We start from the raw sequence: 19,102 nt of genomic DNA, 5'->3' as shown, positions 1-19,102 counted from the left end.
TCTACTTTTCGATAGTAATTGTCTATTTTATATTTTTATCAAATGGAAACTACTAACACAATTTTTAAAAAAATAATTAAGTAGTTTTGCATTTACGAATAAAAGAATAAAAAAAGACTTTTATTTATGCTCAAAATTAACAATTATTGTGCCTAATTCTAATTAATGTCTGAACAAAATATTTATATCCTTGGAATTGAATCATCATGTGACGATACTGCTGCTGCAGTAATACATAACGGTAAAATTTTAAGCAATGTAATTGCTAATCAAAAAATACATGAAGAATATGGTGGTGTTGTGCCTGAATTAGCTTCAAGAGCACATCAACAAAATATTGTTCCGGTGGTTTCTCAAGCACTTTCAAGAGCAAATATTAACAAGAATCAGCTTCATGCGATTGCTTTTACAAGAGGTCCTGGTTTAATGGGTTCATTATTAGTGGGTACATCGTTTGCTAAATCATTAGCTTATGGTTTAAATATCCCTTTAATAGATGTAAACCATATGCAAGCACATATTCTGGCACATTTTATAGACGAAGAAGGATTTAATAAACCTCCATTTCCATTTTTAGGTATGACTATTTCTGGAGGACATACACAAATTGTTAAGGTTTCTAGTTATTTTGATATGAAAGTTATTGGAGAAACCATTGATGATGCTGTTGGAGAAGCTTTCGATAAAAGTGGAAAAATACTCGGTTTGGGTTATCCTGCAGGACCAGTTATTGATAAGTTAGCAAAATTAGGAAACCCAAAAGCGTTTAAATTCACAAAGCCTAAAGTTGATGGATTGAATTTTAGTTTCTCTGGTTTAAAAACTGCCATTTTATATTTTATTCAAAGTGAAACTAAAGCAAATCCTAGTTTTATTGAAGAAAATTTAAATGATATTTGCGCTTCTATTCAACACACAATCATTGAAATTTTAATTGATAAATTAAAATTAGCATCTAAACAAACTGGCATAAAACACATTGCCATTGGCGGTGGTGTTTCTGCAAATTCTGGTATTAGGCAAGCTTTAAAAGATGGCGAACACAAATTTGGTTGGACAACCTATGTTCCAAAATTTGAGTTTACAACCGATAACGCTGCCATGATTGCAATTGTTGGTTATTTAAAATTTTTAGAAGGTAATTTTTCAAAACAAGATATTACAGCATCAGCTAGATTGAAAATATAATATGCAGCTTTTTTATAACCCAGACATATCAGAACATACCAAACAATTTTCTTTTGATAAGGAAGAAAGCAAACATATTGTAAAAGTTTTACGTAAAACAAGTGGTGATATCTTATATATTACAAATGGGAATGGCTGGTTATTTACTGCAGAAATTACGATTCCAGATATAAAAAACTGCATTGCAACAATCATTTCTAAAGAATTAAAGAAAAAACATCCTTACAATTTGCATTTGGCTGTAGCTCCAACAAAAATGAATGACCGCTATGAATGGTTTTTGGAGAAAGCTACTGAAATTGGCATTGACACCATAACTCCTATTATTTGTGACCATAGTGAACGAAAAGTCATTAAATTAGACAGATTTGATAAAATTATACAATCTGCCATGAAACAATCTTTAAGTTGTTATTTACCAAAACTTAATGATGCTGTGACATTTAAAGACTTTATGAGTCAAAAATTTGAAGGGCAGTTATTAATAGCTCATTGTGAAGAGACAGATAAAAAGTCACTTAAAAAGGTCATTAAAAGAAATGAAGACATCACTATTTTAATTGGTCCTGAAGGAGATTTTAGTGTTAAAGAAATTGAAATGGCTATTTTAAAGGCTTTTATTCCAGTAACTTTGGGAGAAACCAGGTTACGAACTGAAACAGCAGCCATTGTGGCTTGTCATAGTGTGGCATTTATAAACGAATAATATGAAAAAGGTAATCATCCTTTTAACTTTTTACTTTTCACTTTTTACTTTATCTGCACAAGAAATTGCACTCTTAAAGTATAAAGGTGGCGGAGATTGGTATGCCAACCCTACATCGTTACCCAATTTAATTAAATTTTGCAATGCCAATATAAACACAAAAATAAATCCTAAACCACAAACTGTTGAAGTTGGAAGCAATGATATTTTTGAGTTTCCGTTTCTGCACATGACAGGTCATGGCAATGTTTTTTTCACGGATGATGAAGCAGAAAATCTTAGAAATTATTTAATTTCTGGAGGATTTTTACATATTGATGATAATTACGGTATGCAGCCATATCTTGATAAAGAACTAAAAAAGGTTTTTCCAGATAAAGAATTGGTAGAACTTCCTGCAAATCACCCAATTTTTAGTATTGTTTATAAATTCCCTAATGGATTACCAAAAATACATGAACATGATGGCAAACGCGCTCAAGCTTTTGGAATATTTTATGAAGACAGATTAGTTTTATTATTTACTTATGAATGCGATTTAGGCGATGGTTGGGAAGATGAAGAAGTACATAATGATCCTTTTGAAGTTAGGGAGAAGGCTTTAAAAATGGGAGCTAATATCATCAAATATGTTTTTGACAACTAATCGGCTAATAAACCTTGCAACTTACTCATTACAATACCAACTTTAAAAAACAAACATTCTCGATTGTTTTAGTGTCTGAAAATGTTACTAATGCACCCAATATTGGAAGTTTGTTTAGAATTGCCGATGCCTTCGGCATTGAAAAATTATTTCTTTGCGGAGAGAATATTTCTTTAGGCAGAAAATCGGCTAAAACATCTAGAGCTACAGAAAAAGTTGTTAATCATGAGGTTTGCAATTCTGCTTTTGAGGTGGTTCAATATTTAAAAAATCAAGATTATCAAATTATAGCTTTAGAGATTACAACCCAAAGCAAACCAATTCACACATTTAATTTTTCAAAAGAAAAACCAATCGCGCTTATTATTGGTGATGAAAATTTTGGGATTTCTGAATTGATTCTCAATATTTCAAATCATATTATCCATATTGATATGTTTGGTCAAAATAGCAGTATGAATGTCGTTCAAGCAACCAATATTGCTTTATACGAAATCACCAGGCAACTTTTGTGATAGGTTTTCTTATATTTACTAAATGAACTCAAAAGATATAGCAAACGGCATTTTAAGAGCTTTTGGAATTATGCTAGCCATAGCTTTATTACTCTATTTTTTCTATAAAATTGAGTCGGTAATCATCTATCTAACAATTGCAGTGGTCATTTCGTTAATTGGTAGACCAATTGTTTTGTTTCTTGAAAAACGATTGAAATTTAAGAACACCATCGCAGTCATAGTTACCATGCTACTGCTTATAAGTTTATTCGTTGGTTTAGTGCTTCTTTTTATTCCTTTAATCATTAAACAAGGGCATAATTTATCATTATTGGACATTGATAAATTACAAACCAATATTGAAAATTTGTACCAACAGGTTATTTCATATTTCAAAGTAAACAACATAAACATTGAGCAATCTTTTAAAGATTCCAGTTTACTTTCAAAAATAGATTATTCCATTATTCCTGATTTTTTAAACTCTATTATTAGCGGTCTGGGTAGTTTTAGTATAGGTTTATTTTCTGTGCTCTTTATTTCTTTTTTCTTTTTAAAAGACAGCAAACTATTTGAAAATGGCTTGTTGATTTTTATTCCTGACTCTAAAGAAACACGCTTAACAAACTCATTAAATAAAATTAAAGATTTGCTATCAAGATATTTTGTTGGACTCATTTTTCAAATTTTAATCATCTTTATAATTTACACTATAGGTTTGCTTATTGTAGGTGTTGAAAATGCTGTAGTGATTGCCTTTTTGTGTGCATTACTTAACCTTATTCCTTATGTTGGCCCTTTAATAGGTTGTTTTTTAATGCTAACATTAACTATGACAAGTAATCTTGATCAAGGTTTTGTTGATATTGTTTTTACAAAGACTTTATGGGTGTTTGTGGTTTTCATTATTGGACAATTAATTGATAATTTTTTCAGCCAGCCTTTTATATTTTCTAAAAGTGTAAAATCCCATCCATTAGAAATCTTTTTAATTATTTTAATTGCAGGCATTTTATTTGGTGTAGTTGGTCTTATTGTTGCAGTTCCTGCATACACAGCAATTAAAGTTATTTTAAAGGAGTTTTTGTCTGAAAACCAGATTGTAAAAAAACTCACCAAAGATTTATAGTTTTAGTTTGAATACAAATATTTTAAATACTGATATTCAGGATTTTATAAATAATAATTTAGATAAAAATATTACTTCTATTTTATTAAAAGGAACACCTTTCACTTCTGTAGACACAAAAGAAATTATTGAGCAAATAGAAGCCAAAAAAAAGTGCGAACATAAACTACCAACCTGGTTTCATACTAAAAACATATACTATTCAAATAAATTAAATATAGAACAGACTTCTTCTGAAATTACTGCTTCTTATAAATCCAAACTAATTAATGGTGGGAACATTATCGACTTAACTGGTGGATTTGGGGTAGATTGCTACTATTTTTCAAAACAGTTTAAACAAGTTATTCACTGTGAAATAGATTCAAAACTGTCTGAACTTGTTAATTACAATTACAAACAGTTAAACATTAATAATATTGAAACAAAAAATATTGATGGCATTGAATTTTTAAATACAAATGATAAATCTTTCGACTGGATTTATACAGATCCATCAAGAAGACATGATAGTAAAGGAAAAGTATTCTTTTTAAATGATTGCCTTCCAAACATTCCAGAAAACTTAAATGATCTTTTTAAATGCACTAAAAATATCATGATTAAAATGTCTCCGTTGCTTGATATTTCAATTGGCATTAATGAATTGAAGTTTGTAAAAACGATTCATGTAGTTGCCGTAAACAATGAAGTAAAAGAGCTTCTCTGGATTTTAGAACGTGGATTTATTGGTGAACCAGAAGTTAAAACAGTAAATATTACTAAAAATTCAGAATTACATTTTGACTTTTCTTTAGAAGAAGAAAAAAACTTGGAATCGTTATATTCCAAACCACTCACCTATTTATACGAACCCAATTCAGCTATTTTAAAATCCGGTGCATTTCACTCCATTTCAAATCAGTTAAATGTATTTAAATTACAAAAACATTCCCATTTATATACAAGTAATAGATTTGTAGATTTTCCCGGAAGACAATTTAAAATAGATTCCATTTTGCCCTATAACCCAAAAGCTTTAAAAAAGTTAGGCTTAAAAAAAGCAAACATAACTACAAGAAATTTCCCTGAAAGTGTGGAACACATCAGAAAAAAGTTAGTTATAAAAGATGGTGGCGATTTGTATTTGTTTTTTACTACCGATTTAGAATCAAACAAAATTGTTATTATTTCCACAAAAATTTAATCTAATAAACGTTTTTGTTTTTCAATTTTCATAGCGTTTTTTATGGTCTTAAAAACCTGACTTTTAAGCTTTCTGTACTCTTTAAAATATTTTTTAACCAATATTAAAAGACTTCTGTGTTTTTCTTTATAAAGAGCTTCTTCTTTTGGTTGATCTTTACCATCGACCATAATTTTAAGTTCTTTTTCGTGAATTATAACCGCATTAATAAGTTCAGCGTTTTTAGTTCTGAGAGATTTTATCTGGGATACTATTTCTTTACTGCCCTCGAAGTTTTTTGAATCAATCAATTGTAAAGTAAACAGCTTAATTAAGTCTTCAAAAAAATGTTCTTCATCTTTTATAAAACGCAATTCTGATAACCATCTGGTAGATTCTTCATGCATTAATTCTGCATTTAACCATTCAATGTATTTTGGTGATGTTTCAATTACTTTCATGACAACAAGATTTAATGAACTTAAAACTTTAGATATAATTAAAAATTAAAGTGTTCTTAAGTTAGTGATAAATTAACATTTAAACAATGATAAATGTTAGCAATTACAATTTTTAAGAAAGTTTTACAACTTAAAGTAGGAGTTTTTTTATCTCATAAAGTTTAGGAATATTTACTTGCCAGCCATAAACATCTTTGATTTTTGTGCGTAAGGCATCTGATGCTTTTGGTTCTCCATGAATTAAAAAAACTTGTTCAGGAATGTTTTTAATTTTGCCCAACCAATTCAAAATCTCCTTTTGATCTGCATGTGCCGATAAACTTTCAAGGCTTTTTATAGCAGCTTTTACTTGATAATATTTTCCAAAAAACTTAATTTCATTAGCACCATCTAATAGTTGCCTGCCACGAGTGCCTTCAGCCTGATAACCTACTAACAGAACCGTTGTTGTCGGTTCATCTATTAATTGATGAAGATATGTTAATACTCTTCCGCCGGTAACCATTCCGCTTCCTGCAATAATGATTTTGGAACTTTTATTATCAATGGTTTCCCATGTTTCTTTAAATGATTCAATAATATTTACATGATTGCACATTGCATTATATTCTGAATCTGAAAGTTTGTGCCACTTTGAAAAGTGTTTAAATACCTCTAAAACATTTTTCCCCATTGGGCTATCTATAAAAATAGGAATGTTGGGGATCTTGTTTTTTTTATATAATTTCCAAAGCAGATAAATTATGGCTTGCAACCTTTCAACAGCAAAACTTGGAATAATTAAATTTCCTTTTTTATTAATAGTTTCATGAACTAAGTTTGAAATTATACTTTCTACATTTTCGTTAAAATGCAATTTATCGCCATAAGTACTTTCTAAAAACAAATAATCTGCCCATTCAGGCTTTTTTGGACTCTCCAGTAAATAATCATTCTCTCTACCAATATCACCAGAAAATACAAATCTTTTACTATTAATATCCAATTCAATAAATGTAGCGCCTAAAATATGTCCGTTAAATTGAAATCTATATGAAATATAATCTGAAAAAGTAATCCATTTATTTTCCATTTCAACTTGAAACAATTCTATGGTTTTCTCAACTTCTTTTAAAGTATAAAATGGTAACGCCGGATTGTGCTTTGTGAATTTTTCTTTATTAGCCTTTTCTGCCTCTTCTTCTTGTATTTTGGCCGAGTCAGTTAATATGATTTTTGCGATAGCAAGTGTTGGAGCCGTACCAATAATTTTTCCTTTAAAACCTTGTTTAACCAGCCTAGGCAAATAACCCACATGATCTAAATGCCCATGTGTTAGCAACACAATATCAATTTCAAAAGCATTTACAGGAAGGTTTACCCAGTTAAGTTCACGCAGTTCTTTAATACCCTGAAACATGCCACAATCAATTAGAATTTTATTTCCAAATGCATCAATTAAAAACTTTGAGCCAGTTACACTTCCTGCCGCACCTAAAAATTGAATTGTCGCATTATTTAACATGGTATTTATAAATATTAAATTCTACTGAGATGTTCTATTTCATTTAAAATTTTGTCCTTTCTAATTTTTGAAACCCCTAAATGGTCTAAATAAAATTTATCTTTTACTAATTCCCTACACAATACAATATTTCTGTTCAATAAAAATTGTTTTTCCCTATTGGTAAGTAATGTAGATACTGTTATTGGGTACAATCCTAATCTGTCTATTCTGTCTTTTAAGCCGTTATCTTTAGGATAATCCCAGCTTAATAAATATAAACCCATGCAATTTCCATATTGCAAAGCATCTTCAGTAAATCTAGTATTAGTTACTACCCAACCACTTTTAAGTTTAATGTTTCCTCTTGACGATGCGTCCCAAACAGATTTTATATCTCGATATCTTGAGTTAATATATAAAGGCACTTTAACATTACAATTTATACCTTCTTCATTATGGAATTTACACTCTATTAATAATACTTCATTATTCTTTTCTGCCAACACATCTACTTCATGTTTTACACAATGACCTTCTACAATGGTATCGATTTTTATATTGTAACCAGAATATTTTAATATAGCCCCTACAAATCGTTCAAAAGGAAATCCTGTAGGGCCTAATTCATAAATCGCCTTTTTAAGTTTATATTTTGAAGCGAAATAGCTTTTATTTTTTTTTAATAATGCAAAAGCTCTATTATAAATTTCCTTTGTAGAAATACCTGGATATAATTCATCTTTTACAGTATCCAGTATTTTTGTTACAATATTATTTGTGGCTCCGGTATGTTCAAGAGATTTCTTAAGTTTTTCTATAGAAAACTGAACTTTTTCTCCAGACGATTTAATTATATCAATATCAAATGTTTCCATTTTTAAGTGTAATATTAAAATAGTTCACTCTATTTAATGTTGCAATTCGGTATAATTAAGAAAGGCACTTTTGAGTTTAAAACTAATTTTTTAACCAAGTCTTCTTTAATTATTTTTTCGAAAAAACTGTGTTTGTTTTTTATCATGATAAGAATATCAATATTTAAGTCTTCGATAAAAGCATTAATTTCTTTTGCCTTGTTTGTGTATTTTGGCATCCAATGAAGACTGTATTCATAATCTTCTAAATAATTTTTTAGGGATTCTATATTATATTCTTGAATGTCATTTAGCTTTTCTTCAACATTAATATGGACAATCCTTATTTTTGAGTTATATAGAGATACAAAATCTTTCAGAACATCTAACTCTAAATAACTATAAAATCTATTATAGTCAGTTGGAAATGCCACTTGTTTAGGTATTACAAAATCATATTCTTCTGGAATAATTAAAAAAGGACTGGTTTTTATTCTTTTAACAATCTTTAAAGTGTTGCTTACAAAGAAAAACTTATTGGCCATTGTGGAAACTTTGGTCCCCATAACAGTTACATCAATTTTATGTTTTTTTACAGCTTTTTTTATCGCTGTTTTTAAATTTTGAGTACTTAAAATAACATCAAAACTATGATTTGCATTTGCATTTGATTCTTCTGCTTGTTCCTTTAATTGCAAAAGGGATTTGAAAGCTTCACTTTTTAAGCTTTTTTTATGTGTTGCATGTAAAAAATAGAACATACAAACTTCATCGATATAAAGTTTTAAAGCATAAACTGCAGCACTCCATGAATTATCTGAAAAATCAGTAGGTAACAAAATCCTTTTCATTGTTATGAGTATTAAAGTTTAGTGAATTTCTCTTTCAATATTTTGAAAGGCCAATAAAGGAATTTTAGAATTCAAACTAATTTCGTCTAGTTTAGATTGAAATAATATATTCTCTAAATGAGAATGCCTTGTGTTTACCATAACCAACATGTCAATTTTATTCTGGTTTACAAATGTGTTTATGGTTTCTGTTATATTGTTACTGTTGATTATTAAAAAGTTGGTTTCGTTTTTACACAGTGTATCTTTTATAAACAACTTGTTATCCTCTTGTCTTAATGATAATTTATTGCTGTTTGAAACATATAACATATCAATTTTTGCTCGATACGGACAAGCCATTTCACATAAAAGTTTTAACTCTCTTCTTTTGTAAGGAATTAAGTAATTTGTTGGAAACAATATATGTTTAGGTTTATTGTATGTATAATGTTCTGGTATGGCCAAAACAGGGCAACTCACATATTTTAACACTTGTAATGTGTTACTGCCAAAGGTTATCATTTTATTATTTGTTTTACCTTGGGTACCCATTACAATAATATCAATATCTTCTTCTTCCACTATTTTATCAATCTCATCAACTAATAGAGAATTAGCTGATATGATGCGATAACTAAACTTTGGGTTTGGATATGTTTTTTTTAAATTAGCTATTAAATCTTGTAATTGCATTAAAGATTTATCACTTATTCTTTTTTCAACTTCTTTAAAATTTTCTCTGTTTATTTGGTTTTCTTCAGAATACAATTCATCTTGATAAGTATGCAAAAAGTAAAAAACACAGATATCGTATTTAAAAAGATTTAATCCAAAGTTAATAGCATTTGTAGCGTTATCTGAAAAGTCTGTTGGAATTAGGATATTTCTCATGACTTTATAGTGTTAAGAAAAAAAGGACAGTTGACAATATCCTTCCTAAATCGTCCCCTGTCCTTTAAAAAATTGCTGTTAACATTAAGTTGCTTAAAATTAGCCTATTCTTTAAAAATAAACTATGACAAATGTTAGCTTTGGTTTATTTATTCATGCAGAACCAAAAATGGAATATCTGTATGATAGCTAATTTCCGTAACTGTTGGATTAAATAAAATGCGTTGAAAATAATTCAAGTTTTTTGCAACCATGGTTATTAGGTTGACATTATTATTTTCAACAAAGGTTTGTATAGCAGATTCAATATGATTGTTTGTTAGATTATAAAAATTATAATTGTAATTACTAAAATAATCTTCTAAATACCCTTTATTAATTTCTTGGTCTAAATTTAGATTTACTTTTTTCTTGTTTATATGTAACACATTTATTGATGCTTTATATATATCAAGTATTTCTATAATTGGAAACAATAGATTTGTAGAATAAAACGAAGAAAAATCTGTTGGAAAAGCAATTACACTTGGTTTAACATATTTTGCGTTTTCTGGCACAACTAACGTAGAACAATGAACTCTGGTAATTACATCGCCTGTATTGCTACCAATAATAAGCTTTTTAAGTCCTGATGCACCTCTAGTACCCATTACAATCAAATCTATTTTCTTATCTACAATATGCTTTCGTATAGAGTCTATAAAATAATTATAATCTGTTAATGCAAAAAACTTGTGTTTCTCATTATTTGAAATACTTGCAATACGATTTAACACCTCATTTAATCTGGCTTTAGTTGGCTTTATAAATGTTTCTTCTATTACCGTTTGTGATGGTATATAAGTAGTATCTGCAACAACAAACGTATTAATTTGATTTACATATAATAAATAAAAATTACAAGATGAGTCTTCAAAAAAATTAATGGCATACTCAATTGCATTCCACGCGTTTTCAGAAAAATCAGTTGGTATTAATATGTTTTTCATTATTTACAATCTACTTCTAATCAAAAACAAAAATAGAAGCCTATATCATCGCAAAAAATGATATAAATCATATTATGAAATATGGTAATGTGTTTTAATTGACTTGTTGCAGTTTTTGTAAGTCTAATATTTTAATGTTTCTGGCCTCAATTTCAATAAGACCGTCTTTTTTAAAGCTTGATAAAGTTCTAATTAAAGTTTCGGTTGCTATTCCGGCAACACTAGCTAAATCGTTTCTTGAAATTCGTATGGCTTCACCAGATTTGTTATTTAGCTTTTCGGCAAATTTTAATATGGTCATGGCAGTTTTCTTATTTACAGAACTGTATGCCATTTCTAATAATTGGTCTCTGGCTCCAGAAAGATTATCTGTTAATAATTGAATAAGTTCAAGTGTTATTTTATGGTTGTTATCTAAAACTTCTTTTAATTCTTGCTTTGAAACTCCAACTAATTCGGTGTCTTTTATTGCAGTAGCTGATTCTTGATATGGAATGTTTTGTGTAAAAGATGTGTATCCAAACAATTCATCTTCTTGAAATAGATTTGTAGTAAGTTCCTTTCCATCATGATCAAACTTAAAATTTTTTACAACTCCTTTTCTTATTAAAAAAATATAGTTTGAATTATTTCCTTCTTCGTAAATAATATCACCTTTTGAAAATTTAAAGGTTTTACCATTATCATCAAAAAAGTTTTTTAAATCATTTAATGTTCTTATATCATCATAAAATTCATTTTCATTGGGCTTATAGCCTTCTGCTTCTCTTTCTTCATGAAGAATTGCTGCTTTAGCTATTCTGCTTTCAATGGCACTAATAAGTTCATCTTCATTAAAGGGTTTTGTTATATAATCATCCGCTCCAAGATCCATACCTTTCCTAACATCATGTCTTTCTGTTTTTGCCGACAAAAAAATAAAAGGAATATATTTAGTGATATCGTTTTTTGATAAATTTTCTAAAACTCCGTAGCCATCAAGTTCAGGCATCATAATATCACAAATTATAATGTTGGGGACATATTTTTTTGCAACCTCAACTCCAGCTCTTCCATTTGATGCAGTTTCTACCTGATATCCTGATAATTCTAAAAGTTCAGCTGTGTTTTCTCTTAAAACTACATCGTCTTCTATTAGTAATATTTTTTTCATTATAAAGCTTTATTTGGTATAGTAACAGTAAATGTTGTTCCTTTATTTTCTTCACTCACAAATTTAATTTTACCACCTAAATTTTCTAAATGTGTTTTTACAATATTCAACCCTATTCCTGTTCCTTGTGAAAGCAACGCGTTTTCTGCTCTAAAATAACGATTAAATATATTTTTCTGATCGTTCTCAGGAATACCAATCCCTTTATCTTTTACAATAAAGGTAGTTTTCTCGTAATCGTGTCTTACATCAATATCTATTATAGTGTTTTCTGGCGAATATTTTAATGCGTTATGAACCAAATTAGATAATGTTAATTCAACAATTTTTTCGTCCTGATATAATGATATATCATCAATATTATCTGGATATTTTATTCTTTGCCCTTCTTTTAATAACAAATTACAATTATATACTACTTCATTAATAACTTTACTAAGTTTAAAGTCGTTAAAATTATATTTTATTTTTCCTGTTTCAAGCTTATCAATAGATAAAAAATCATTGAGTATATTATTCAAGTAATGAACTCTATCTGTAATGGTTTTTATATGTTTATCTCTATTATCCTGTTGTTCTGTTAGCTTATACTTACCTAACAGCATTGTTGATGTTAAAATACCACTTAACGGTGTTTTGAACTCATGCGAAACTAAAGATAAAAATTTTGTTTTTAATTCGTTAAGTTCTATTTCTTTTTTTAAGGCAATTTTAGTCTTCTTTTCTGCCTCAATACGTTTTTTGTTTTCTGCTTCTAACCTACTATTAAGCGCTTTAAGTTCGTTTATGGCATTACTTAATTCTTGTGTACGTCTTAAAACTTTATCCTCTAATTGCATGTTTAAATCAACAATTTCTTGCTCATGCTTTTTTCTTACAGAAACATCAATAACTAAAGCCATAACAAATGTTTCTCCATAGGCTTCAAAGGGATTAAGACCAATCTCTAAAGGGAAAATAGTTGAATCTTTCCTAATGCCATTAAGACCTCTGCCATTACCCATTTTACGGCTAACTTTTTGCTTTATAAAGCCATTAAAATGTCCAACATGACCTGAATGATAATTTTTTGGAATTAAAATATTTAGAGGCTTACCTATTAGTTCTTTATTTTCATAACCAAACATTTGTTCTACAGAAATATTTGTTGCTACAATAGTTTGAGTTTCATCAACAACTATTACGCCTTCAGAAACAGCTTCAAAAAGTAAATTAAAAACATCCTGATCTCTCTGAAACATTTATTTATTGGTTTGAAAATTTTAAAGCTTAAAAGTACGAAAAAAAAATAAAGACATTAAACATAAGAATGGCTCAAAAATGTTAAAAAATAGCAATTATTTTAGTTAAATTTAACTCAGCTTATTTTATTATAAAAACACTAATTTTATTGTGTTAATAAACAAGTAATTATAAAAAAATAATATAAAAAATGAAACAATCATTCAATAATATTATTAATTCTGAAACGCTTATACTTGTAGATTTTTTTGCAGAATGGTGTGGCCCATGTAAAACTTTAGCTCCAATTCTTAAAGACGTTAAAGCTGAGCTTGGTGACTTAATAAAAATTATCAAAATTGATGTTGATAAAAACCAAGAATTGTCAGCTAAATATCAAGTACGTGGTGTACCAACCATGATACTTTTTAAAAAAGGCAATCAGCTTTGGAAACAATCTGGTGTTATGGATAAAAACCATATTGTTTCAATAATAAAGTCTAATCTATAATACTCACAACATGACTTAAGTCATGTTGTAAAAACAAATTTATTCCTAATTTCACTAAGCTTCTTATCTTTTTAAGATTCTGTTCTATTTATTAATTTATTAAAATTTGAATAAATATGAGTGAAGACATGGTAAAGAAAGATTGTATTCAAGTACTTAATGACAATTATATAGCCCACTTAGGATATATTTTTAATAATGTTCCCTTCATAACTCCAATTACTTATTATTATGATCAAAAAGAAAATATAATAATAAGCTATTCTGATGAAGGTCATAAAATTAGTGCTATGAGATTAAACCCTTTTGTAGCATTTCAGTTAGAAGAAATTAATTCCATAAATAATTGGAAATCTGTTTTAATAGTTGGTGAATTTGAAGAGCTTAAAGGCAGTGAAGCTAAAATGCAACTTCATAAGTTTGCTCAAAACGTAAAAAGTCTAATCGCAAAGAAAGAAACCAAAAACCCAGAATCCATAAATTTCTTTTCAAGTAAATTAAATACAGGAAATATTCCAATAGTTTACAGAATTAAGGTAAACGAAATTTTAGGAAAACAACAATTGCTATAATTCAATCAGAAAAAAAACATGCAAGGCAAAAAATAACTGTGGCGAATTAATTATTAAAAAGGGTGACAAAAGTCATGATTATCTAGAATTTCAAAGTGTAAATTTGTATAAACTATTATTAATAATAAACATATTAAAATAACTTTTAAGTATTAAAAAAAGAGGTTGTTTTAAAATGTCATACAAATCATGAAACTATGAAATCTTTAATTTTACCAATCTTTTTATTAACTTTTTCTGCTATGATGTTTTCACAAGCAGGACACATTATGCAAGGTGTAGGTGCTGTTAACATGTCTATGGGTGGTGCTTCTACAGCACAACCATTGGATATTTCGGGAGCCTTACAATGGAATCCTGCAGCAATATCAGTTTTTGACGAAAAAATATTAAAATTTGATATTGGAGCATTTTTCTCTTCACCTCAGCTTTACTCTACTGTTCCAGAATTCAATCAATATGGACAACCAACTGGAAATTTTTACAGTGGAACAACTAAAGACGATAGAGGAGTTTCACCCATGCCAGCTTTAGCAATGGTATGGGGAAAAGAAGGTAGCAAACACACTTTTGGTGTTTCTGCTTTTGGTATCAGTGGTTTTGGTGTTACTTTCCCAGAAAGCATGACCAATCCAATTAACATGCCACAAAGTATGGGTGGTTTTGGTCGTATTGAATCAGACTATATGTTATTGCAAGTTGGAGCAACTTGGGCTTATCAATTAACAGAAAAGTTTTCAATTGGTGTTCAACCAACAATAAACTATTCTTCTCTTGAATTAACTCCAAACCCAACAGCTTACCCAACAGCAGCCGGATATCCTTCTACAGAAAGCACAGTAGCTATAGGATTTGGAGCTCAATTTGGTGTTTTCTATGATTCAGGTAACGGTATAAAACTTGGAGCTTCTTATAAAATGCCTCAAACCTTCTTAAAATTCAAATTCGATAATACTTATTTAGATAATGGTACTTCTAAAAATGAGTTTCAAATGGATTATCCTGGAATCTTCTCTCTTGGGTTAGGATATTCAACTAGCGATTTTGATTTTGCTTTCGACTTTAGAAGAGTAGATTATGAAAATACAGCTGGTTTTATGAATACAGGATGGACTCAAAAAGCATCAGTTGTTGGTTTTGGCTGGAAAAACATTAGCATTTTATCTGCTGGATTACAATACAAAGGAATTAAGAAATTGCCATTACGCGTAGGTTACACATACAGTTCTAACCCAATTGATAGTGATGTTGCTTTCTTTAATATTCCTGCAACCGCAATCATTAAAGACGCATTTCAGTTTGGATTTAGCTATGAATTTAGTGAAAAATTCACTATAGATGCTGTATATCATCATGGAGCTAGCGATGGTAAAACATCTGGAAAAATATTAAACCCAGCGTTTGCTCAAGCTTATCCACCATATGGAGCAATTCCAGGCAGTAATGTTTCATACGATATGACTACCGATATGGTTATGCTAGGTTTTAGCTATAAATTTAAAAAGTAAGACAAACAAACTTTTTTAATACCTCAAAGTGAAAAAGCCTGTCAATTTAATTGACAGGCTTTTTCTATCCTTAAAATCAATAATTCAAACTTCTATTTAAAATCTAAAACTTTAATTTTATTTCTGGTAGAAATTATTTTTCCTTCTTCTTGCAACTGTTTTATTATTCTGGAAATTACAACCCTTGAAGTATTCATATCATTCGCAATTTCCTGATGTGTAACCGGTAAAACTTTTTTATTATATCGTTTAGACATATCTTTTAGATATTTAAATAAACGCTCATTCAAATTATTAAAAGCCAGACCATCTATAGACTCCAGCATTTCCATTAATCTAAAATGATAACTATCTATTATGTACCGTCTCCAAGATTTATAAATAACCAACCATTCATCAATTTTATCAACTGGAATAAAAACAGCTTCAAAATCTGTTTCTACAATACCCTCAAAAACACTTTTTTTAGTTTCTATGCAATTGATAAATGAAATAGCGCATGTTTCACCTGGTTTTAAATAATATAAGGCTAATTCACCGTCTTCATTTATATGTCTTATAATTTTAACAGTACCTTCAATAATTAAAGGAATGTGTGTTAAATCATCTCCAACATCTATCAAAAGATCTCCTGCTGCAAGAGTTTCGAAATGACCTACCTTTATTATTTCCTTAATAAGTTTTTCTTCAAAAACATCAGAATAATAGTTAATGAATTTTTCTTTTAGTATTGATTCTTTATTATTCAACTTTATGATGTCTAAAATTATTTTTAATTAAAATAAAAATGATTTTTAAGCCTAAAATACTATTCAATAATAGAATAGATTAACAACCTCCTTCCGCTACTTTTTTCTTTTTCTTTTGAACAGTAACTACCTTTTTAACAGGTTCTGGTTTTTCTGTTTCAATGTTTGAAACATTTGAATTCTTAACGGATTCATCAATAAAAGCTTTGATATCTGCCACTGGCTTTTCAATGTCACTTTGGTTTGTGACCAATTTATTTTGCAAATAATTATTATCTACAGACAATAATTTAATATTATCAAAACCTAATTGATACAAAAGCATAAAAGGAATATTGGCTTCTTGCGGACTTTTTCCGTATAAAACCACTGTTTTATTTGAATCCTTAAGCTCCATAAAAAGCCCCTGGTTTTCTTCACTTAAAATATCAGGGACAGAAATATTAATAGCATTTTCAAGATGCCCTTTATCGTATTCATACTGGCTTCTAATATCTATCAATATTGCCTCTAACGTTATGTCTTTTAATGAAACTACATAATCATTCGTATTCAACTTTTCCAAAGCTGTTTTGGTGTTCATTGCATACATGTTTTTTGGTCTTTCAAAAGTCAAAACACCTATTAATACAGCTAGTATAAAAAGTGTTGAAGCAATTGATATACGTTTTACTTTTTCTAATTCTTTCATAATAGAAATTCTAATAAAGTTTAAAAATCAGCAACCTCCTTCAGCTACTTTTTTCTTTTTCTTTTGAACAGTTATTACTTGCTTTGGAGCTTCAGTTTTTACATTTGAATCCTCTGCCTTAACCTGATCTGGATATACAACTCCAAAAAACATACTAGCTGCTTTTCGAGTTGAATACAATTCAAATTCTTCAGCAGGCATGTCTTCATTTGGCTTCGTAGGATTAATTATAGTAGTAAACCATTTATTTAAACCTCCATTCAAAACTCTTAGGTTTTTAAACCCTAATCTATCACAAAGCATCCAAGCTTGATCAGCATAAAAATTATCATTTGAAAAGAAAACAACATCAAACTGATTTTGATTTAAATAAGCTATAGATTCTTCATCAAATATTTTTTTAAGAGGAATGCTAACAGCATTTGGAAGTGAGTATTTATTATAATTATCCTCATCTCTAACATCAACCAGTATAAAAGAAGGGTCTTGATTGATTATTTTATTAGCAATTTGATCTGTAGAAATATATCTCTCAGGGCTATTGGCATGACTTAATAATGCTTCAGATTTTATGCCTTCCTGCTTTTGATATTTTGGCAGTAAAACCAAGCCTCCTGCAAGTACTAAAAAAATTATTGCTAATATTTTATACCTGAAAGCAGCTACTTTGGCTATCTTTTTTTTATCCATTGTATTTTCGTTTTATTAGTAAAACACTTTTTTAACTTTTTTTCTAACCATATCAGAAACTGCAAATGCAACTATTGCTATGATAGAAAAAATAAATATTACCCAGTAAGGATTCCATCCAAATGAATCAATCAAGGTTATGTTTCCAAGGAAATATCCATTATAAATTGGATCAAAGAATGAATAAAGCTCTGAAAACAGAAAAACTCCAATCATAATTCCAGCTACATAGATCCAAGCATCTAACTTGCCTATCGCTACTGCACATAAACTTGTTCCCGGACAAAAACCACCAGAAACAAAACCAACACCCATAATAACACCTCCTATAATTGCTCCCCACAAGTATGTAGGATGCACATATAATTGACTGATATCCAAATAACCTAGATAATCCATGTAATAAAGTCCTATTACAGATACTGCAGCTGCGGTAAAAAATACTTTTAAAACGGCAAAATCATAGCCATAAAATACTCCTGCAAGTTTTCTTGAAGATGAAAATCCAGAAGATTCTAAAACAAAGCCAAAAACAATACCAATGAAAATGGCTATTATACTATCCCATTCAATAGGAATTATGCCGTTAGGAATTAAAGGTCCCATAATTATTTATTTTTATTTATTAAATCCAATTTTTTCTAAAAAAGTAAGCAGTTGCATAAGCTGAACCGAAAATGGCCAACATAGTTAAAAAACCACCTGATGATAGTACCGCCATTCCACTTAAAGCTGCTCCACTTGTACATCCTCTTGCAATTTGAGCGCCCAATCCGAATAGTATTCCGCCTAATAATGCAAAAACAAGTCTTCTTTTACTTGAAATTTTTGGGGAATGTTGAACTCTCCATCTAATTCTTCCATTTAATCCACCGGAAATAAATGCCCCAATTAAAACTCCTAAAGCTTCAAAAACCAACCAAGTATTCATTGGTGAATCGTCTTTACTAATAAATTTGCTGTAATAAGCATTGCTTTCAGCGTGAGTTGGCGCTACTTTATCTACTATGGTAACTACACTACTTTTCATAGCACCACTTGCACCCAATCCTCTTCCTGTTAAGTAAAAGGTGAAAATAATTATAATCCCAAGTAAAAACCCTCCATAATATGGGTTCCAATACACGTGACTATTTGTTTTTTTATCTTTTTTCATGATTAA

22 protein-coding genes are annotated in these 19,102 nt (G+C 29.2%); 9 read left to right on the top strand and 13 right to left on the bottom strand.

Annotation, left to right across the window (positions count from 1 at the left end; translation table 11 throughout):
- Window positions 1–165: 165 nt before the first annotated feature.
- The 6 genes from tsaD to V8G69_RS09475 are packed head-to-tail and all read left to right on the top strand — an operon-like array spanning window position 166 to window position 5,352.
- Window positions 166–1,188, top strand: a complete 1,023-nt coding sequence (tsaD, locus tag V8G69_RS09500) for a tRNA (adenosine(37)-N6)-threonylcarbamoyltransferase complex transferase subunit TsaD (protein ID WP_394881618.1) — start codon at window positions 166–168, stop codon at window positions 1,186–1,188.
- A 1-nt stretch (window position 1,189) separates the two neighbouring features.
- Entirely contained in the window at window positions 1,190–1,894 is a 705-nt protein-coding gene (locus V8G69_RS09495; RefSeq protein WP_394881616.1) for a 16S rRNA (uracil(1498)-N(3))-methyltransferase, read from the top strand.
- A gap of 1 nt (window position 1,895) precedes the next feature.
- Window positions 1,896–2,540 (top strand): DUF4159 domain-containing protein, encoded by a 645-nt coding sequence (locus V8G69_RS09490; protein ID WP_394881614.1) that lies wholly within the window; start codon window positions 1,896–1,898, stop codon window positions 2,538–2,540.
- A 14-nt stretch (window positions 2,541–2,554) separates the two neighbouring features.
- Window positions 2,555–3,055, top strand: a complete 501-nt coding sequence (locus V8G69_RS09485; protein ID WP_394881612.1) for a TrmH family RNA methyltransferase — start codon at window positions 2,555–2,557, stop codon at window positions 3,053–3,055.
- Window positions 3,056–3,077: 22 nt separating this feature from the next.
- The gene (locus V8G69_RS09480) at window positions 3,078–4,166 is read left to right on the top strand and encodes an AI-2E family transporter (RefSeq protein WP_394881611.1); all 1,089 of its coding nucleotides are present in this window, start codon (window positions 3,078–3,080) and stop codon (window positions 4,164–4,166) included.
- 7 nt (window positions 4,167–4,173) lie between these two features.
- A complete protein-coding gene (locus V8G69_RS09475; RefSeq protein WP_394881609.1) occupies window positions 4,174–5,352 on the top strand; it encodes a class I SAM-dependent methyltransferase in 1,179 nt (392 codons plus the stop codon).
- Here the strand turns inward: V8G69_RS09475 and V8G69_RS09470 are convergent.
- The 8 genes from V8G69_RS09470 to V8G69_RS09435 form a co-directional block, all read right to left on the bottom strand.
- Window positions 5,349–5,792, bottom strand: a complete 444-nt coding sequence (locus V8G69_RS09470; protein ID WP_394881607.1) for a hypothetical protein — start codon at window positions 5,790–5,792, stop codon at window positions 5,349–5,351. The two genes, V8G69_RS09475 and V8G69_RS09470, sit on opposite strands and share 4 nt — an antisense overlap.
- A 130-nt stretch (window positions 5,793–5,922) precedes the next feature.
- On the bottom strand, window positions 5,923–7,296 hold the full coding sequence (locus V8G69_RS09465) for an MBL fold metallo-hydrolase RNA specificity domain-containing protein (RefSeq protein ID WP_394881605.1): 1,374 nt from the start codon (window positions 7,294–7,296) through the stop codon (window positions 5,923–5,925).
- A 14-nt stretch (window positions 7,297–7,310) separates the two neighbouring features.
- Window positions 7,311–8,153, bottom strand: coding sequence for an ATP cone domain-containing protein (locus tag V8G69_RS09460; protein ID WP_394881604.1), 843 nt, complete (start codon window positions 8,151–8,153; stop codon window positions 7,311–7,313).
- Between the two features lie 29 nt (window positions 8,154–8,182).
- A complete protein-coding gene (locus V8G69_RS09455; protein ID WP_394881603.1) occupies window positions 8,183–8,983 on the bottom strand; it encodes a universal stress protein in 801 nt (266 codons plus the stop codon).
- An 18-nt stretch (window positions 8,984–9,001) separates the two neighbouring features.
- Window positions 9,002–9,856, bottom strand: coding sequence for a universal stress protein (locus tag V8G69_RS09450; RefSeq protein ID WP_394881602.1), 855 nt, complete (start codon window positions 9,854–9,856; stop codon window positions 9,002–9,004).
- Between the two features lie 149 nt (window positions 9,857–10,005).
- Window positions 10,006–10,845, bottom strand: coding sequence for a universal stress protein (locus V8G69_RS09445; protein ID WP_394881601.1), 840 nt, complete (start codon window positions 10,843–10,845; stop codon window positions 10,006–10,008).
- Window positions 10,846–10,939: 94 nt separating this feature from the next.
- Window positions 10,940–11,998 (bottom strand): response regulator, encoded by a 1,059-nt coding sequence (locus V8G69_RS09440; protein ID WP_394881600.1) that lies wholly within the window; start codon window positions 11,996–11,998, stop codon window positions 10,940–10,942.
- Window positions 11,998–13,239, bottom strand: coding sequence for an ATP-binding protein (locus V8G69_RS09435; protein ID WP_394881599.1), 1,242 nt, complete (start codon window positions 13,237–13,239; stop codon window positions 11,998–12,000). The genes V8G69_RS09440 and V8G69_RS09435 overlap by 1 nt, the downstream gene beginning before the upstream one ends.
- A 191-nt stretch (window positions 13,240–13,430) precedes the next feature.
- On the opposite strand from V8G69_RS09435, the gene trxA reads away from it, so the two are divergent.
- From trxA to V8G69_RS09420, 3 genes are all read left to right on the top strand, one after another.
- A complete protein-coding gene (trxA, locus tag V8G69_RS09430) occupies window positions 13,431–13,730 on the top strand; it encodes a thioredoxin (RefSeq protein ID WP_394881597.1) in 300 nt (99 codons plus the stop codon).
- A 116-nt stretch (window positions 13,731–13,846) separates the two neighbouring features.
- Entirely contained in the window at window positions 13,847–14,302 is a 456-nt protein-coding gene (locus tag V8G69_RS09425; protein WP_394881596.1) for a pyridoxamine 5'-phosphate oxidase family protein, read from the top strand.
- Between the two features lie 197 nt (window positions 14,303–14,499).
- The gene (locus tag V8G69_RS09420; protein ID WP_394881595.1) at window positions 14,500–15,810 is read left to right on the top strand and encodes an OmpP1/FadL family transporter; all 1,311 of its coding nucleotides are present in this window, start codon (window positions 14,500–14,502) and stop codon (window positions 15,808–15,810) included.
- A gap of 92 nt (window positions 15,811–15,902) precedes the next feature.
- Here the strand turns inward: V8G69_RS09420 and V8G69_RS09415 are convergent, their stop codons facing one another.
- The 5 genes from V8G69_RS09415 to V8G69_RS09395 all read right to left on the bottom strand — a co-directional run bounded on the left by V8G69_RS09415 (window position 15,903) and on the right by V8G69_RS09395 (window position 19,096).
- Window positions 15,903–16,559 (bottom strand): Crp/Fnr family transcriptional regulator, encoded by a 657-nt coding sequence (locus V8G69_RS09415; protein WP_394881594.1) that lies wholly within the window; start codon window positions 16,557–16,559, stop codon window positions 15,903–15,905.
- 79 nt (window positions 16,560–16,638) lie between these two features.
- Entirely contained in the window at window positions 16,639–17,250 is a 612-nt protein-coding gene (locus V8G69_RS09410; protein WP_394881592.1) for a rhodanese-like domain-containing protein, read from the bottom strand.
- Window positions 17,251–17,277: 27 nt separating this feature from the next.
- The gene (locus V8G69_RS09405; RefSeq protein WP_394881590.1) at window positions 17,278–17,940 is read right to left on the bottom strand and encodes a rhodanese-like domain-containing protein; all 663 of its coding nucleotides are present in this window, start codon (window positions 17,938–17,940) and stop codon (window positions 17,278–17,280) included.
- Between the two features lie 15 nt (window positions 17,941–17,955).
- Window positions 17,956–18,546 carry a YeeE/YedE thiosulfate transporter family protein gene (locus V8G69_RS09400; RefSeq protein WP_394881589.1) on the bottom strand — a complete coding sequence of 197 codons (591 nt, stop codon included), beginning with the start codon at window positions 18,544–18,546 and terminating at the stop codon, window positions 17,956–17,958.
- A 19-nt stretch (window positions 18,547–18,565) separates the two neighbouring features.
- Window positions 18,566–19,096 (bottom strand): YeeE/YedE thiosulfate transporter family protein, encoded by a 531-nt coding sequence (locus tag V8G69_RS09395; RefSeq protein WP_394881587.1) that lies wholly within the window; start codon window positions 19,094–19,096, stop codon window positions 18,566–18,568.
- Window positions 19,097–19,102 lie beyond the last annotated feature (6 nt).

This window comes from Gaetbulibacter sp. M235 (assembly GCF_043876835.1).
Classification (GTDB): domain Bacteria; phylum Bacteroidota; class Bacteroidia; order Flavobacteriales; family Flavobacteriaceae; genus Yeosuana.
The sequence above is the reverse complement of the archived record's forward strand: the minus strand, read 5'-3'. Positions and strand labels throughout refer to the sequence as shown.

What these genes read in the sequence shown, in the direction of transcription:
- V8G69_RS09490 (WP_394881614.1), top strand. Translation starts at nt 1,896, where the DNA reads ATGAAAAAGGTAATCATCCTTTTAACTTTTTACTTTTCACTTTTTACT.
- V8G69_RS09465 (WP_394881605.1), bottom strand. Translation starts at nt 7,296, where the DNA reads ATGTTAAATAATGCGACAATTCAATTTTTAGGTGCGGCAGGAAGTGTA.
- V8G69_RS09405 (WP_394881590.1), bottom strand. Translation starts at nt 17,940, where the DNA reads ATGGATAAAAAAAAGATAGCCAAAGTAGCTGCTTTCAGGTATAAAATA.
- V8G69_RS09445 (WP_394881601.1), bottom strand. Translation starts at nt 10,845, where the DNA reads ATGAAAAACATATTAATACCAACTGATTTTTCTGAAAACGCGTGGAAT.
- V8G69_RS09480 (WP_394881611.1), top strand. Translation starts at nt 3,078, where the DNA reads ATGAACTCAAAAGATATAGCAAACGGCATTTTAAGAGCTTTTGGAATT.
- trxA (WP_394881597.1), top strand. Translation starts at nt 13,431, where the DNA reads ATGAAACAATCATTCAATAATATTATTAATTCTGAAACGCTTATACTT.
- V8G69_RS09470 (WP_394881607.1), bottom strand. Translation starts at nt 5,792, where the DNA reads ATGAAAGTAATTGAAACATCACCAAAATACATTGAATGGTTAAATGCA.
- V8G69_RS09495 (WP_394881616.1), top strand. Translation starts at nt 1,190, where the DNA reads ATGCAGCTTTTTTATAACCCAGACATATCAGAACATACCAAACAATTT.
- V8G69_RS09400 (WP_394881589.1), bottom strand. Translation starts at nt 18,546, where the DNA reads ATGGGACCTTTAATTCCTAACGGCATAATTCCTATTGAATGGGATAGT.
- V8G69_RS09435 (WP_394881599.1), bottom strand. Translation starts at nt 13,239, where the DNA reads ATGTTTCAGAGAGATCAGGATGTTTTTAATTTACTTTTTGAAGCTGTT.
- V8G69_RS09395 (WP_394881587.1), bottom strand. Translation starts at nt 19,096, where the DNA reads ATGAAAAAAGATAAAAAAACAAATAGTCACGTGTATTGGAACCCATAT.
- V8G69_RS09410 (WP_394881592.1), bottom strand. Translation starts at nt 17,250, where the DNA reads ATGAAAGAATTAGAAAAAGTAAAACGTATATCAATTGCTTCAACACTT.
- V8G69_RS09425 (WP_394881596.1), top strand. Translation starts at nt 13,847, where the DNA reads ATGAGTGAAGACATGGTAAAGAAAGATTGTATTCAAGTACTTAATGAC.
- V8G69_RS09420 (WP_394881595.1), top strand. Translation starts at nt 14,500, where the DNA reads ATGAAATCTTTAATTTTACCAATCTTTTTATTAACTTTTTCTGCTATG.
- V8G69_RS09460 (WP_394881604.1), bottom strand. Translation starts at nt 8,153, where the DNA reads ATGGAAACATTTGATATTGATATAATTAAATCGTCTGGAGAAAAAGTT.
- V8G69_RS09450 (WP_394881602.1), bottom strand. Translation starts at nt 9,856, where the DNA reads ATGAGAAATATCCTAATTCCAACAGACTTTTCAGATAACGCTACAAAT.
- V8G69_RS09455 (WP_394881603.1), bottom strand. Translation starts at nt 8,983, where the DNA reads ATGAAAAGGATTTTGTTACCTACTGATTTTTCAGATAATTCATGGAGT.
- V8G69_RS09440 (WP_394881600.1), bottom strand. Translation starts at nt 11,998, where the DNA reads ATGAAAAAAATATTACTAATAGAAGACGATGTAGTTTTAAGAGAAAAC.
- tsaD (WP_394881618.1), top strand. Translation starts at nt 166, where the DNA reads ATGTCTGAACAAAATATTTATATCCTTGGAATTGAATCATCATGTGAC.